This window comes from Bacillus sp. DJP31 (assembly GCF_049310945.1).
In the GTDB taxonomy this organism is placed as follows: Bacteria; Bacillota; Bacilli; order Bacillales; family SA4; genus Bacillus_BS.
This window is the reverse complement of sequence record NZ_JBMERO010000018.1, coordinates 17148-29502: the sequence shown is the minus strand read 5'-3', so window position 1 is coordinate 29502 and position 12355 is coordinate 17148. Positions and strand designations below refer to the sequence as shown.

Below are 12355 nucleotides of genomic sequence, written 5' to 3'. Positions count from 1 at the left end.
GTATAAGAGATTAACCGAATAAAAGGGTAGTAACAAAATTCATCTGAGAACGGAGAGTGCAAGTTGCAACCAATTTTAGAGAAGAATGGTTGGCTAGATGAACCACCAGTGATAGAAACAGAGAATTATATAGTAAAAGCACTATCCAAAGAGTATGGAGCAGAACTTTTTACATTTTTATCAGATAAAAAAACAATGATGTTTATCACCCCACATCCGGTTCAAAGCATTGAAGAGGTTCAAAAAAACATAGTGATTAGCTTGGCTCAATTCCAATCAAAAAAAGAGATTCCGTGGGTTATTTTGAATAAAGAGAATGGTGAACTAATAGGAATGTTCCGCTTCCATAAGGTACATGTATGGCACCGAAAAGCAGAGATGGGTGCAGTGATTAAAAAGGCCTACCAAAATAAAGGAGTCATGACAGAGGTTTTTGAAAAGGTGCTAGAGTTTGGATTTTTGACGTTAGGATTGAATCGCATTGTCGGAGATATTTTTGAAGGTAATGAAGGGTCTGAAAAGCTACTGCTGAAATTTGCATTCAAAAAAGAGGGACAATTGAGACAAACAGATTTTGACGGGGAAAGGTATCACGATACAATTGTTTATTCACTTTTAAGGCCGGAATATACATAGTACTTCACGAAACGGGAAATATATTCAAGACAAAACCTAGTGAGGTAAAGAGACATGAAGAAAAAAGACAGTTTAGATGATGCAAGAGATGCCAGTATTGTGGGTGCTAGAGAAGATTTTATTCACTATAGCCAGTATGATGACGGGTTTGATTTGAGAATGGGAAATTCATTTGACTCAACGAAACAGAAAATCGATGAAAATGGCACAACGTGAGCAAAATCTATTCACTTTGAGCTTGTATTAAACAAAAAAGAGCCGAAAAGGCTCTTTTTTTAAATCAAAAACGAATTCCTAGTGTCTATCTATGCTCGACTAAGTCAATTGCGCCGAGCACCACATGTGCTAAGCCAAAACCGAAAATGGTATTGGATACCATAGGACTTACCTTACGACTATGTTTTAGTGCATAACCAGTAGCGGTTACCGCAGCTCCTAACACAGTTGGAATTAACCCTTCACGAATGTCCATTGTAAGCCCTCCTTAGAATTGGAATTCTCTATTATCATGACCAAATGAAATTCGTTTATGGCTGGTAAAACTTTATTATTGTTGTGGTAGTATAATTTCCACTACTACACCTATGTCTGTATTTTTAAAGTAAATGGAACCACGGTGGGAATCCACAATTCTTTTCACAATGGCCAGACCCAACCCGAAATTGCCGTTGTTCCCTTTATGAAATGCTTTAAACATATTTTTGAGGTCGGCATCGGTTAGCTTTTCACCATCATTCCAAATGCGAAGGATGACTTGCTTCTCACTATTATCCAATGAAATCTGTACTTGTTTGTCTGCGTAGCGGATCGCGTTATCCAATAAATTTTCCAGCGCAACTTGAATTTGTTCTTGAACTGCAAGTAACTGGACGGGTCGAATACTTAGAGTGAAAACCAGATCATCTCTCTTCGTTTTAAAACGGTCTACAACATCTTGAATGATAACATCAACATCTACTGGGTACTTTTCCTGAGCAGTTTGATTTAAATACTCTAGCTTTGATAAGTAAAGAAGATCACCCACTTTACCCTCAAGTCGCTCCGCTTCCTTTTGGATTACATTTGCAGATTCCTCGATTGAACCTTTTGGATAAATACCGTCTTTAAACGCTTCGGCATAACTGCGTATGACCATTACAGGTGTTTTTAAATCGTGGGAGACATATTGAAGCATGGTTGCCTGAGCTTGGTCCTTTTGCTTGAGCTGCTTCCTCAATTCTTCTATAGAATTTGCAAGTGAGCCCAGTTCATCCTGCCGATATAACAGTAAAGAGGTATCCAAATTTCTGGCCGCCATTTTATGAACATGCTGCTCCATTTCAATAATAGGTTTTGATAATCGCTTTGAAAAAAGGTAGGCGACAGAGATACAAGCTATACTAATGATAGAAATAAGAAAAAAAAGCCGTTTTGATAAGGTTTTGACTAGATCCTGTTGATAGGAATCAAACATGTAAGAGACCTGATAAACGCTCTTTGCTCCGATAGATATTTCTCTAATAACATAAAATATATCTTCATTTTCTATTTTTCCTTTATAACGTTCGGTCGCTTTATTTTGCCAAATTGCTTGCTCATACATTTCAACACGAATAACATCAGGCAATTTACTACCACGAAGCAATTTGCCATTTTCATTCAAAAACAGATGACTAACAGTTCGTCTATCCTGCTTAGCTTGGGCTTTGCTAATGAAAGAATCCTCTTTCAAGATGTCTTGTGACGTCCATTGCTGCTGGGCATCCTCAATGGTTGTGTACATTTCGTGGGTAAAAAAGCTTCGCAATGTTCCAGGTATCGTTGTAAAAAGTAAGAGTGCAAGAAGTGACAATATAAAACCAAACATGAAAAGAAGCTGAGTAAATAAAGGAAGTTTTTTCATCCTTCTATCAACCTGTATCCAAAACCATACAAGGTTTCTATTCGAAGAGCAGGTAGCTTTTTTCGCATCCTTCTTAATAAATCGTCTACAACACGATCCGAGCCAAAATAATCATCGCCCCAAATCTTTTGTAGGATTTGCTCCCGACTAAACGCCTGTCCTACATTGAATAGTAAGAAGCTAAAAAGTTCGTACTCTTTAGAAGTTAGTATAATTTCAGAATTCATTTCTCGTACGTTTCTTTTTAATAAGTCGACTTCGTATGGTCCATATTTCATCTTTTCTTGTTTAGCGGGAAGCTGATAGGTGCGCTGTAAAAGTTTTTTTGAACGAAGTACGAGCTCCTTTGGTAGAAACGGTTTCGCTATGTAGTCATCACTTCCAAGCTCAAGGCCGATTATTCGATCAAGATTGGCATCTCGCGCTGAAATAAAAATTACCGGGATACTTGATGAATCTTCCTTAATCGCTTTAAGAAGTTCGTAACCATTTACGTCAGGCAGCATGATATCTAAAACCCAGAGATTTGGCCGTTCAGGTATCGCCTCTAGTGCCGCCCCTCCATTATGGAAGGATTTAATTTCCCATCCTTCTTTTTGTAAATAGGTCGTGAGAATCGCATTTAATTCTTGTTCATCCTCTACAAGATAAATGGAATAGGTCACCTGTGTTCCTCCTAATTTAGAAGATGCAAGAAAAAGGGACGTTTTGATTCGTCCCTTTTGTTGGCTAGCTTTATTATAAAGTATTGTCGGTATCAGACTCTATACCATTCTGAAATTGTTCAAGTCTTTTTCCAACTGTATCTGTCTTCTTCGTGTAAAAGTCTAAGTACTCATTTAGAAGTGTATTCACCTTTGCTGCATCGTCCTGTTTAACAGCATGTTTAAGTTCTTTCCACTTGGCTACATAAGCTGATTTGATTTCTTTACTCTCCGTTTTACGTTTTACACGAGTAACTTTAAGCTCTTCTCGTTTTTCTTTAATCAGTTTTTTTGCATCTTCCTTAGTTATTTCCCCATTTTTGAAAAGATCCTTCAGTTCCTGAAACTGTGCTTTGACCTCATGGCGTTTTGAATATTTCCCTGCTTTCATTTCTTCACGAACTTCTTGTGATGCTAACTCACTAAGTAACGCTTCTCTTTCTTGAAAAGCCTGATTCCAATCATCTGTTAATTCTGGAGCATATTTAACAACTGCTTCCGTGATCACTTGCTCTCTCTTTTCAAAATGCTGTTTACGTTTGTCTACCCTTTCTTGGAGTGAACCTGTTGTGCTAATTTCATCAAAAGCAGATGAAGTTTCATTATTCATTGCTGCGTTCACCATTCCGACTCCAGGTAAAAGCAATGTAATCGCGACTGCACCTGCAACTAAGCTCATCTTCTTCATTTACATCTCTCCTTTTTGCATTTATAGTACACTACTAAATATAAAGAAGGATTTTAGAAGAATAATGGAGAAATTATGTGAAATGATGGGACGAGAAAAGGAGATGGGAATTATGGATACATCCAAAACATTAATTGCAACGCTCGGAATAACGATTACCTTACTTGAGGACGGAAAAGTTATGGCAACTATGCCAGTTGACGAGAGAACACATCAGCCATTCGGAGTTCTACACGGAGGTGCGTCTGTTGCACTTGCTGAAACAGTGGCTAGTGTCGGAACGTATCATTTAGTTGATCAAGAAACTGAAAGCTGTGCAGGACTAGAAATTAATGCAAACCACCTAAAAGCAAAGAAAGATGGCGTTGTAACTGCCATTGCAACGATTCTACACCGCGGAAGAACGACCATGGTTTGGGATATAAAAATTGTCGACGAAGAAGAACGATTAATTTGTGTTTCGAGATGTACGATGGCCGTAATTAAGATTAGAAAATAATGTATTCTTTTTTTGAACATGACTTAACAACACGTAAAAGTTTACTTCTCATTGCAGTTGGTGACCACTTCATAGACATCCTTTTTTTAAGTATGTTACATGCAATTTGGAATTAAAGAGAAATAAAGACACAAGGATTTGTGATACAATCTTTGCGTCTTTTTCCGTTTGTAGACTCTTAAGTTGGTACAGAATGCTTCGCCTCATCTTCCTTTTTTAATGTAAACCATAAGAAAATGGCTGCCACAATAAAAAGAGATCCAGTGATAACAAAAACACTTGAAATGCCGAAAAACGCAGAAAGAATTCCCCCTAAGGTTGGTCCGATCACATTTCCTAAAAAGCGAAAGCTCAAATTGTAGCCCAGTATTTCACCATGAATGGAGGAAGGAGCAAGTTCACGAATATAAGCGGTCATACACGGAATCATCCCGCCCAGTGCCATCCCGAAGAAGAATCTTAGTAAGACGAGCTGCCATAATGATGTAACCAATGATTGCGGGATAAAGAATACCGCTGCCATTATAGTTAAGAAAAGCAGTACCTTTTCATAACCGATTCGATCCCCAAGTTGTCCCCACTGCCTAGTTGCAAGTAAATTCCCTAATCCTGTAACGGAAAAAGCAAGGCCTGCGAGTAAGGCAATATTCTCTCCAGTTCCTAACTGTGTGACATACATAGCTAAGATAGGTTGAATGCTAAAATTAGCAACTTGGATAATTAAAGAAAGAATCATCGTCATCAGTAGCAACGGTGAGTGTACAATTTGCCAAAAAAACTTCCTTCCTCGTTAACTTTTTCTCAGACTGTTTTTCTACACGTTTATGGTCTTTGATGAAAATGGTGACAAGCAAGGCTGCCCCAGCTATACAACTCGAAGTGATAATAAATGTATACTGAAAACCAACCATATCTACAATAAGTCCACCAATTAAAGGTCCCAATAGAGCACCAGTTACTGTTCCTGTTTGAAGAGTGGCAAGCGTTTTTCCAGCGGATTCCTTTGGAGTTTGAGAGGATATGAATGCAATAGAGGTCGGAATGAATCCAGTAACAATACCCATTACTAGTCTAAGGAAAAAGAGTTGCTCGACAGATTGGACAAATCCCATTAAGAAAATGCTGGCTGATATTCCAAATCCAGTGATCATTAGAATTCTTTTGTAGCCATGTTTATCACTGATTCGCCCCCATAAGGGTGAGAAAAAAAGAGCGGTTAGAAACGTAATACTAAATACGAATCCAGACCACCTCTGTACATAGTCCTGTGAATAGTCCCCAAATGTACCAATGTAGAGCGATAAGAATGGAAGAACCATTGTTGCACTTGCTGCGACAAAAAAATTCGCAATCCACATAATGACAAGGTTCTTTTTCATTGTTTGGATAAACGTCACCTTCTGTCTTTAATTATTTCGTCTCCCTAAATATTATAATAGTTTATTATATTTTTCAAGGAAGGCATTCGACTCCTGCTTAGAGCAGCGGAACAGGTGAGACTCACGAGAGGCGCAAAGAGCGTCGAGTAGGCTTAACCGCCCGCCCTTTGGGAAGGTGCATCCTGGAGAGGAAATAAACCACCATTTTGATTATCTATAAACTAAGGTATTGCGTTGTTTTAACCGTTTAAGAAAAAAACACCTATTAAAGGTGTTGGATTAGAAGTATTCTTTTTCAAGAGTGTTAAGTTTTTCTACACAAAGCATGGACCACTCACTGTTTTCTGCTTGAAGCTCTTTCTTCATCTTTGTAAGAGCATCAAGTAAGGAATGTTTATAAGAAGGAACTTCACCATCATATTTTTTTACCATTCCCTTTGGAATATTCGCTTGTTCTCTTTCAGCTAATGCTCGTCTTTCATGAAAGAGAGCCACCTGAACTTGCTTCGGGTTGTGTAGATCGCCCTGTGTGGGGTGCTTACTCACCGCCTGCACCTTTACTAAATAAAGCTCGGGTTTCACAGCAGTAATTTCCCCTATATACACACCTGTTTTGTAAGGTGCCTTGACGATATCACCAATTTGTAAGGAATCTGTCATATTTTGTCCACCTTCTTTCATTGATGTATTCCTTTCTTCATAGTACCATAATGGACAAGCATACAATATAATGGTGGTAATGATAGTAGGAGAGTGATGAATGATGAAAATAAAATTTGCAGTAGTGGTAATGTTGATGTTCTTATTAACAGCTTGTGGAACGGCAAAAGAGCAAACTGCTGAATCAAAAGATGAAAAAACAAAGTCAACTCAAGAACAAAGCGGTAGTGAAAACCCAACAACAAATGGTGAATATCGCCAGTTAACACCTGGAACAAAAGATTATCCGAAGGTTGAAATGGTCACGTCTAAAGGAACCATAATCCTTGAGTTATATCCTGATGTCGCGCCAAAGGCTGTAGAGAACTTTCTAACACATAGCAAAAATGGCTACTATGAAGGATTGAGCTTTCATCGAGTGATTAATGATTTTATGATTCAAGGTGGTGACCCTACTGGAACTGGTGGTGGTGGGGAGAGTATATTCGGAAAAGATTTCGAAGATGAATTCTCAGATGAGGTTTACAACTTAAGAGGAGCACTTTCCATGGCAAACTCTGGACCAAATACAAATGGGAGTCAATTCTTCATTGTCCAGAAGAAGAGTGTCGAACCAGACCTTCAGCAAGAAATTGAGAAATTAGGGTATCCTGAAGAAATTAGTAAGGCCTATAGTGAACTAGGTGGTACACATTGGTTAGATAATAACCATACGGTTTTTGGACATGTGATAGAGGGTCTTGATATTTTAGATGCCATTGCAGGAGTCGAAGTTGGTGCTCGAGAAGTGCCCAAGAAACCTGTATTAATCGAAAAGATAAATGTAATTGAGTAAATATTGAACCATTCAAGGAGTGTCATGCAGTGCATTTTATAGTAGGCTTATTTTTATATTTTCCCGAAGATAAAAGTGAATATATCCCAGCTGGAATTACCTTTGTCATTTTTCTCATATTGGCTATACTCGTCATGAGGCTGATCATTGTCACCTCAAGTAAAGAATTAGAAAAAGCAAAAGAAGTCGAAGAAAGAATGAAGAAATATAATGAAGAAAACTCGAGTGACTCTTAACTAGAGAGATAAAATGTTCTTAAATAGAAGATCCAGCTCATGGTAAGTAGTTCAGTTAGTGTGGGGAACCATCAAATAGCAGAATAAACAACCTTGCAAGTAGTAAATAAATTACATTGTAAATAGCACACAAAAAGCTCTGAGTCTCTATGCTCTGAGCTTTTTGCTTTAGGCTCTTTTCGTAAAATTTGTTGCTATTTACCCAAAAAGAGGAGTGGTTGTTCTCCGCTCCAGGATGCACCATTTCAAGGGGGCGGGCGGTGAGCCTCCTCGGCTTGCACATTGCGGGGTCTCACATCTAGCAAGAAGTCTCGCACCTTCCGCTCAACTTATTTATCAACGGATCAACGGTTTCGGCTGATGAATTACGAGGACAGATTGATAAATTTAATAAATCATTTAAGAAAATGTTCGAGCGAAAAGAACTGAAAGATTTTGTAAAAGGGTATGTTCGTAAGTTAGAAGTTAAATATGATGATCAAGTTTTTATTACGAAAAATATGTATAAGAGAAAAAGTGATTACTATGATCGGCGAGGCTTGAAGTTCGGCGATGATAATCCAAACTATGGGAAGTATCATCCTCACTTTCATGTATTGATTGCTGTTGATAAAAGTTATTTTACTAATAATAGAGTTTATTTATCTCGAGATCGCTGGCTTGAATTATGGCAAGAATCTACTGGTGATTATTCAATTACACAAGTTGATATTCGGAAATTTAAGAAGCATCAAAAGGGATCAGAAATTAATGAAATTGCGAAGTATTCGGCTAAAGATGGTGATTATCTAGCATCAAGTGAAGTATTTGAGGTTTTTTATGGTGCTTTAAAGGGACGTAGATTGCTAGTTTTCTCTGGAATGTTCAAAGATGCGAATGATAGATTTAAAAAAGGTGAATTGGATAAGTACATGAAAGAGGACACAACGGAATATGTTTATTTGATTTTGTATCAATGGGGCGAAAAAACATACATACAGAAAGAAATACAGGAAGTGTCAGCCGATTATTTTCAAAAAGAATTAATTAAGGAAAAAGAAACAGAGTAGGGAAGATTACTCTGTTTTTTTTTTATTAAGAGATTACATAAACGAATCGAAATACTTCTTGGGGTCAGTGATTTTATTATCGATAAATATTTTAGCCCAAGCATTAACTTCTTCAAGATATGATTCTTCGTCTCTATCAGGTAACACAGCAAATACTTTCTCAAAAGACCCGTTTTTATTTACCTGGTTCAGAGTCAAATCAGTAATTAAAGTCATTTGAACTTCATTGTCGCAAGAAATTATTGCTGTAACTTGCTTTTTTGATAGATCAACATGGGTGTAATCGATTTTTATTCCCGTGGGCTTAAAATCAACATATCCTTGTTCATTACTCAAAATTTCACCGCCTAATTACTTAATGTCAAAATAAGATGGACCATTGGCAATTGCGGAATATACACCATTTTTAGCAGTTGTGAAATTTCCTCCAAGTTTAACTCTATAAGATCCTTTTGGCAGGTTGAAAGATGCCTCATTTCTTATTGTGGAAGTCGCAATATTCACGGGATACTGAAACTTAAAAGTGGAATAACGTTCCCAACCACCACTTAGGAATCCCTCATATCTTTCTAGGTATACAATTACATTACTATACGTAATAACGTCACCGCCAACTTGAATAGTCCATGGGCAATAAGCGTTTGAACTCATTGTATAACAACTAATAGTCCCTCTTGCAAAACTTAAACCATAAGTCTGGAACTCGCCAGTGTTAGATGCCTGAGGACTAAAAGTAGTTTCACCAGTATTCGGTAGTGTATTTACATCTACTGATGGTTAGTCTAGTTAGCCTCATAACATTAACATATTATCCCTTTTAAAAACATTTTTTTAGTAAAAACCAATTATATTGAATTGGTATTCTCATACTCTGTTTATCAAGTTGAGACATGGCTTTCACAAACCTATTTAAAAGAAACGATCTTTTAGAAAAGAGCCTTGTTTTATCATCGCCTTTCCATTAACTACCGTTGTTTGAATAGTGAAGACTTGGATTAACTTGTTATTATGTTAGTAGTCTCTTTTTACAGTTGACACTAAAGTTTCGTTTTTCACATCTAAAATGTATTTCTTATAGAGGATGTTCAAAAAGTCCGGCAAAAATAGCTTCGAATTTCTTCATCAGCTCGTCTTTTCCGCTCCTCACGTATACAAAACATACGCGCAGGAAGCTCAAGACTTCGCTTCCTTGAACTTCTTTGCTCTTTTTGTCCTCCTTTTTGAACAGGCTCTTATACACATACTCTTTTCCACCATTTTTTCATACCAGTCTTTAATACGTTTAATATGATCCTCATCATTTCTAATTTTAGTTTCAATTTCTGCATAGATCTCATTACTGTCGTATTCCCAGATAGCGAATATTTCTACGGTATCGTCATTATTATCCTTCATCCAGCGACCTATTAGACGTGAACCGTATTTAAGTTGGTTAGGGTAAGTTTGTTTCATTGAAGTGAGTGTTAAAGACTTCGACAAACTCTCTTTTTACAATATAGAACTTTCTTCTATGAAACATAGTTTCTCTCCTTTTTATTGAAAATAATGAATGATTTTTACGATTCTAACTATATACATGTCTTTAATTTAGGAATAACTGCAAATAAACTAAACGGTCCGTATTTTTAATAAGACTTTCACTAATTCTATCTTTAATTTAACATAAATCACCTATTTTGTATGAGGATTTACTTTTTAAACCAAAAATAGAAACTGAAATAGAAACTTGATTAATTGCGATGCTATTTCTATTGTTTCTCCAAGTTATCCGAGTTACTTAACCTACTGGTAGGGCTTTCTTTTTTATAATAACTTTTGCCATATATTCATATTTTGTGAGACAACGAATTTTTTCAGAAGTGCAACATCCTCCTAATCCCCCCACTTGTTTAAACAAAATCGGAATTGGAGATGCTACGAAAAAAGGGACTTTGGGGGGACAATAGTGAAAAAGTGGATTTTGATTGTTTCAATCGCGATGTTAGTAAGTGCTTGTGCTGAGGTAAGACCATCAAAAATAGAGGTAGATATAAAAAATCCCGATGGTGACAGTATGGGTTCTGCGACACTAGAAGAACAGGCTTCTGGTGTAAAAGTTAGCCTAGCCTTGAATGGACTTGAGCCAGGCCCGCATGGCATTCACTTTCATGCGAATGGGGATTGTGAGCCACCTGAGTTTGAATCTGCTGGAGATCATTATAATCCCGAGGAAAAAGACCATGGTCTTCTCAATCAAGATGGGGCACATGCAGGAGATTTACCAAACATTGTGGCAAAACCGGATGGAACTGTTGCTGCTGAACTTATGGCGGCAGGTGTGACGTTAAAGGAAGGGAAAACAACTTTATATAAAAAGGATGGCACTTCTCTTATTATTCATGAAAATGCGGATGATGGAATGAGTCAGCCGGCAGGAAATGCAGGCAAACGCATTGCTTGTGGAGTCATCAACTTAGAAGAGCAACAGGATAAAGAGAAAACGAAAAAAGCAGGAGACGCTAAGAAGAAAGTATCCGAGGAAAAGGAGTAGCACATGTTTAGGTCATGTGCTTTTTGTCTGTGAAAATGTTCTCGGCTTGACCTGAACTATGGTATGATTAAGGCAAAAATAGTCTTAAAGGTGAGTTACTTACTTATGAATGAAGTAAATAGTAAGATTTATGATACGTTATACTACTGGGATCCGTTTCAGATTGGCCCCGGTAATTATGACCCGGAAATATCGGATATTATTGCAGTTTTACATGAATGTGATGATATATCTATCATTGTAAAAAAAATAAAGGGAATATTTGAATTTTCTTTTGAAAATAGCCCAACAGATGAAGAGTGTATCAGAATGACAATGATTCTTTTAAACCTAAAAAATGAGGAATCTTGTTCACTTTAAATAAAAAAACTGGAGAGCAAAAATCTCCAGTTTTTTTATATGAATTGTAGGATGTTTTCATGGATATGCTGTGGTTTCTCTTCTGGCAAAAGATGTCCTGTATGATCGAATGTGATGAGCTTTGAATATCTAAGATCTTCGTGTAATCGTTCTCCTACCTGAAGTGGTACTACCTTGTCCTCTCGCCCCCAAATAAGCAAGCTTTTCGTATCTAATGATTGTAGCTCACTTGAACTTAAATCACCTTCCCTGTGCCGAATCATTCTGGCAAGCGCATTAAAAATTTGATTATCGTAAAAAGGCTGTTCATAGCCAAGCATCATCTCTTCATCAATCATGGATTGGTCGTATACAACATTTAAGAGGTTTCTTTTCACCCCTTGTTTTGTCATAATGCTTTTTAAACAAAACGAGAAGAACGGAATGTAGGTTGAAAATATTAAGCTTAGCCTGCTTTTGTCCAAGTAGCTAGAGCTGCATAATAATACAACCCGTCGAACAAGTTCAGGACGTTTTTTGACCACATGTAATGAAATTTGTCCACCCATGGAATGGCCAACTAGAACGATGTCCTTTATTTTTAATGCTTCTAGTAACTCAATAACAATATTTGCGAGGTTATTATATGTGTAGAAGAAATTTTTAGATTTCTCACTTTTGCCAAAGGGTGGTAAGTCTAATGCAATGACCCGATATTCCTTAGCAAGTAGAGGGATTAGCCTGCGAAAACTAAATGTCGAAGAAAGGAAACCGTGAACTAAAACAATAGTCGGCTTAAATTTACTTGCATCTTGATGGTACACTTCATAATGCACCTTTACCCCCTGGATGGAAATGGTGAATTGTGTGTCTTTCTCTAATGTCATATCCTTCACTCCAACCATTATTTGTAACTTA

The 12355-nt window shown here is 37.1% G+C and carries 16 protein-coding genes and 2 pseudogenes; 8 read left to right on the top strand and 10 right to left on the bottom strand.

Features of this window, described 5'->3' with window-relative positions:
* Positions 1 to 63: 63 nt before the first annotated feature.
* Both ACOI1C_RS15575 and ACOI1C_RS15570 read left to right on the top strand, forming a co-directional pair.
* On the top strand, positions 64 to 636 hold the full coding sequence (locus ACOI1C_RS15575; protein ID WP_422511435.1) for a GNAT family N-acetyltransferase: 573 nt from the start codon (positions 64 to 66) through the stop codon (positions 634 to 636).
* A gap of 54 nt (positions 637 to 690) precedes the next feature.
* A complete protein-coding gene (locus ACOI1C_RS15570; RefSeq protein WP_422511434.1) occupies positions 691 to 852 on the top strand; it encodes a hypothetical protein in 162 nt (53 codons plus the stop codon).
* Positions 853 to 937: 85 nt separating this feature from the next.
* On the opposite strand, the gene ACOI1C_RS15565 is transcribed toward ACOI1C_RS15570, so the two are convergent.
* The 4 genes from ACOI1C_RS15565 to ACOI1C_RS15550 form a co-directional block, all read right to left on the bottom strand.
* Positions 938 to 1108: an asparagine synthase gene (locus ACOI1C_RS15565; RefSeq protein ID WP_422511433.1), complete on the bottom strand. Its 171-nt coding sequence runs from the start codon at positions 1106 to 1108 to the stop codon at positions 938 to 940.
* Between the two features lie 75 nt (positions 1109 to 1183).
* Entirely contained in the window at positions 1184 to 2518 is a 1335-nt protein-coding gene (locus ACOI1C_RS15560; protein WP_422511431.1) for a sensor histidine kinase, read from the bottom strand.
* Entirely contained in the window at positions 2515 to 3183 is a 669-nt protein-coding gene (locus tag ACOI1C_RS15555; RefSeq protein WP_422511429.1) for a response regulator transcription factor, read from the bottom strand. The genes ACOI1C_RS15560 and ACOI1C_RS15555 overlap by 4 nt, the downstream gene beginning before the upstream one ends.
* Positions 3184 to 3256: 73 nt before the next feature.
* On the bottom strand, positions 3257 to 3910 hold the full coding sequence (locus ACOI1C_RS15550; protein ID WP_422511428.1) for a hypothetical protein: 654 nt from the start codon (positions 3908 to 3910) through the stop codon (positions 3257 to 3259).
* Positions 3911 to 4022: 112 nt separating this feature from the next.
* On the opposite strand from ACOI1C_RS15550, the gene ACOI1C_RS15545 reads away from it, so the two are divergent.
* Positions 4023 to 4409, top strand: a complete 387-nt coding sequence (locus tag ACOI1C_RS15545; RefSeq protein WP_422511427.1) for a hotdog fold thioesterase — start codon at positions 4023 to 4025, stop codon at positions 4407 to 4409.
* 178 nt (positions 4410 to 4587) lie between these two features.
* Here the strand turns inward: ACOI1C_RS15545 and ACOI1C_RS15540 are convergent.
* Positions 4588 to 5797 (bottom strand): annotated as a pseudogene (locus tag ACOI1C_RS15540) (MFS transporter).
* A gap of 270 nt (positions 5798 to 6067) precedes the next feature.
* Positions 6068 to 6448, bottom strand: coding sequence for a kinase-associated lipoprotein B (locus ACOI1C_RS15535; protein WP_422511425.1), 381 nt, complete (start codon positions 6446 to 6448; stop codon positions 6068 to 6070).
* 100 nt (positions 6449 to 6548) lie between these two features.
* Here ACOI1C_RS15535 and ACOI1C_RS15530 point away from each other — a divergent pair, with 100 nt between their 5' ends.
* The 3 genes from ACOI1C_RS15530 (at position 6549) to ACOI1C_RS15520 (ending at position 8568) form a co-directional block, all read left to right on the top strand.
* Entirely contained in the window at positions 6549 to 7283 is a 735-nt protein-coding gene (locus ACOI1C_RS15530) for a peptidylprolyl isomerase (RefSeq protein WP_422511423.1), read from the top strand.
* Between the two features lie 29 nt (positions 7284 to 7312).
* Positions 7313 to 7519 (top strand): hypothetical protein, encoded by a 207-nt coding sequence (locus ACOI1C_RS15525; protein ID WP_422511421.1) that lies wholly within the window; start codon positions 7313 to 7315, stop codon positions 7517 to 7519.
* Between the two features lie 335 nt (positions 7520 to 7854).
* On the top strand, positions 7855 to 8568 hold the full coding sequence (locus tag ACOI1C_RS15520) for a protein rep (protein WP_422511511.1): 714 nt from the start codon (positions 7855 to 7857) through the stop codon (positions 8566 to 8568).
* Between the two features lie 33 nt (positions 8569 to 8601).
* Here ACOI1C_RS15520 and ACOI1C_RS15515 read toward each other — a convergent pair whose 3' ends face one another.
* The 3 genes and pseudogenes from ACOI1C_RS15515 to ACOI1C_RS15505 all read right to left on the bottom strand — a co-directional run.
* Entirely contained in the window at positions 8602 to 8904 is a 303-nt protein-coding gene (locus ACOI1C_RS15515; protein WP_422511420.1) for a hypothetical protein, read from the bottom strand.
* Positions 8905 to 8919: 15 nt separating this feature from the next.
* Entirely contained in the window at positions 8920 to 9219 is a 300-nt protein-coding gene (locus ACOI1C_RS15510) for a hypothetical protein (RefSeq protein ID WP_422511418.1), read from the bottom strand.
* A 586-nt stretch (positions 9220 to 9805) separates the two neighbouring features.
* A pseudogene (locus ACOI1C_RS15505) lies at positions 9806 to 10087 on the bottom strand (NIPSNAP family protein); the annotation flags it as partial.
* Positions 10088 to 10546: 459 nt separating this feature from the next.
* On the opposite strand from ACOI1C_RS15505, the gene ACOI1C_RS15500 reads away from it, so the two are divergent.
* On the top strand, positions 10547 to 11098 hold the full coding sequence (locus tag ACOI1C_RS15500; protein ID WP_422511509.1) for a superoxide dismutase family protein: 552 nt from the start codon (positions 10547 to 10549) through the stop codon (positions 11096 to 11098).
* Between the two features lie 105 nt (positions 11099 to 11203).
* The gene (locus tag ACOI1C_RS15495; RefSeq protein ID WP_422511417.1) at positions 11204 to 11458 is read left to right on the top strand and encodes a DUF1871 family protein; all 255 of its coding nucleotides are present in this window, start codon (positions 11204 to 11206) and stop codon (positions 11456 to 11458) included.
* 35 nt (positions 11459 to 11493) lie between these two features.
* On the opposite strand, the gene ACOI1C_RS15490 is transcribed toward ACOI1C_RS15495, so the two are convergent.
* Complete coding sequence (locus tag ACOI1C_RS15490; RefSeq protein ID WP_422511416.1) at positions 11494 to 12324, bottom strand: alpha/beta fold hydrolase; 831 nt, start codon at positions 12322 to 12324, stop codon at positions 11494 to 11496.
* Positions 12325 to 12355 lie beyond the last annotated feature (31 nt).

What these genes read in the sequence shown, in the direction of transcription:
- ACOI1C_RS15560 (WP_422511431.1), bottom strand. Translation starts at nt 2,518, where the DNA reads ATGAAAAAACTTCCTTTATTTACTCAGCTTCTTTTCATGTTTGGTTTT.
- ACOI1C_RS15500 (WP_422511509.1), top strand. Translation starts at nt 10,547, where the DNA reads ATGTTAGTAAGTGCTTGTGCTGAGGTAAGACCATCAAAAATAGAGGTA.
- ACOI1C_RS15570 (WP_422511434.1), top strand. Translation starts at nt 691, where the DNA reads ATGAAGAAAAAAGACAGTTTAGATGATGCAAGAGATGCCAGTATTGTG.
- ACOI1C_RS15510 (WP_422511418.1), bottom strand. Translation starts at nt 9,219, where the DNA reads ATGAGTTCAAACGCTTATTGCCCATGGACTATTCAAGTTGGCGGTGAC.
- ACOI1C_RS15530 (WP_422511423.1), top strand. Translation starts at nt 6,549, where the DNA reads ATGATGAAAATAAAATTTGCAGTAGTGGTAATGTTGATGTTCTTATTA.
- ACOI1C_RS15535 (WP_422511425.1), bottom strand. Translation starts at nt 6,448, where the DNA reads ATGACAGATTCCTTACAAATTGGTGATATCGTCAAGGCACCTTACAAA.
- ACOI1C_RS15565 (WP_422511433.1), bottom strand. Translation starts at nt 1,108, where the DNA reads ATGGACATTCGTGAAGGGTTAATTCCAACTGTGTTAGGAGCTGCGGTA.
- ACOI1C_RS15550 (WP_422511428.1), bottom strand. Translation starts at nt 3,910, where the DNA reads ATGAAGAAGATGAGCTTAGTTGCAGGTGCAGTCGCGATTACATTGCTT.
- ACOI1C_RS15545 (WP_422511427.1), top strand. Translation starts at nt 4,023, where the DNA reads ATGGATACATCCAAAACATTAATTGCAACGCTCGGAATAACGATTACC.
- ACOI1C_RS15495 (WP_422511417.1), top strand. Translation starts at nt 11,204, where the DNA reads ATGAATGAAGTAAATAGTAAGATTTATGATACGTTATACTACTGGGAT.
- ACOI1C_RS15490 (WP_422511416.1), bottom strand. Translation starts at nt 12,324, where the DNA reads ATGACATTAGAGAAAGACACACAATTCACCATTTCCATCCAGGGGGTA.